Consider the following 228-nt stretch of genomic DNA (forward strand, 5'->3'; position numbering starts at 1 on the left):
ATGATCGGGCCCGCGCTGGTCGCCTGCCTCTCGGTGGTCGGCTCCCCCATGGTGGCCACCGCGAGCGACCAGCTCGACAAGACCGTCGGCACGGACTCCATCATCCAGTCCGACAGCGGCCAGCGGATCACCCCGCAGGCGGTCAAGGCCGACAAGGACGTGCCGGGACTCGCGCGGGTCACCGAGTACCGCACGACCACCGCCGACTACACCACGCCCGACGGCAAG

At 70.6% G+C, this 228-nt stretch carries 1 protein-coding gene; it reads left to right on the plus strand.

The genetic code is table 11. The features are described from left to right. Positions 1-228: hypothetical protein (locus KVT45_RS55955; protein ID WP_217562820.1), on the plus strand; the 228-nt coding region annotated here is incomplete at both ends.

The organism is Streptomyces sp. GbtcB6 (genome assembly GCF_019091475.1).
GTDB lineage: Bacteria > Actinomycetota > Actinomycetes > Streptomycetales > Streptomycetaceae > Streptomyces > Streptomyces hyaluromycini.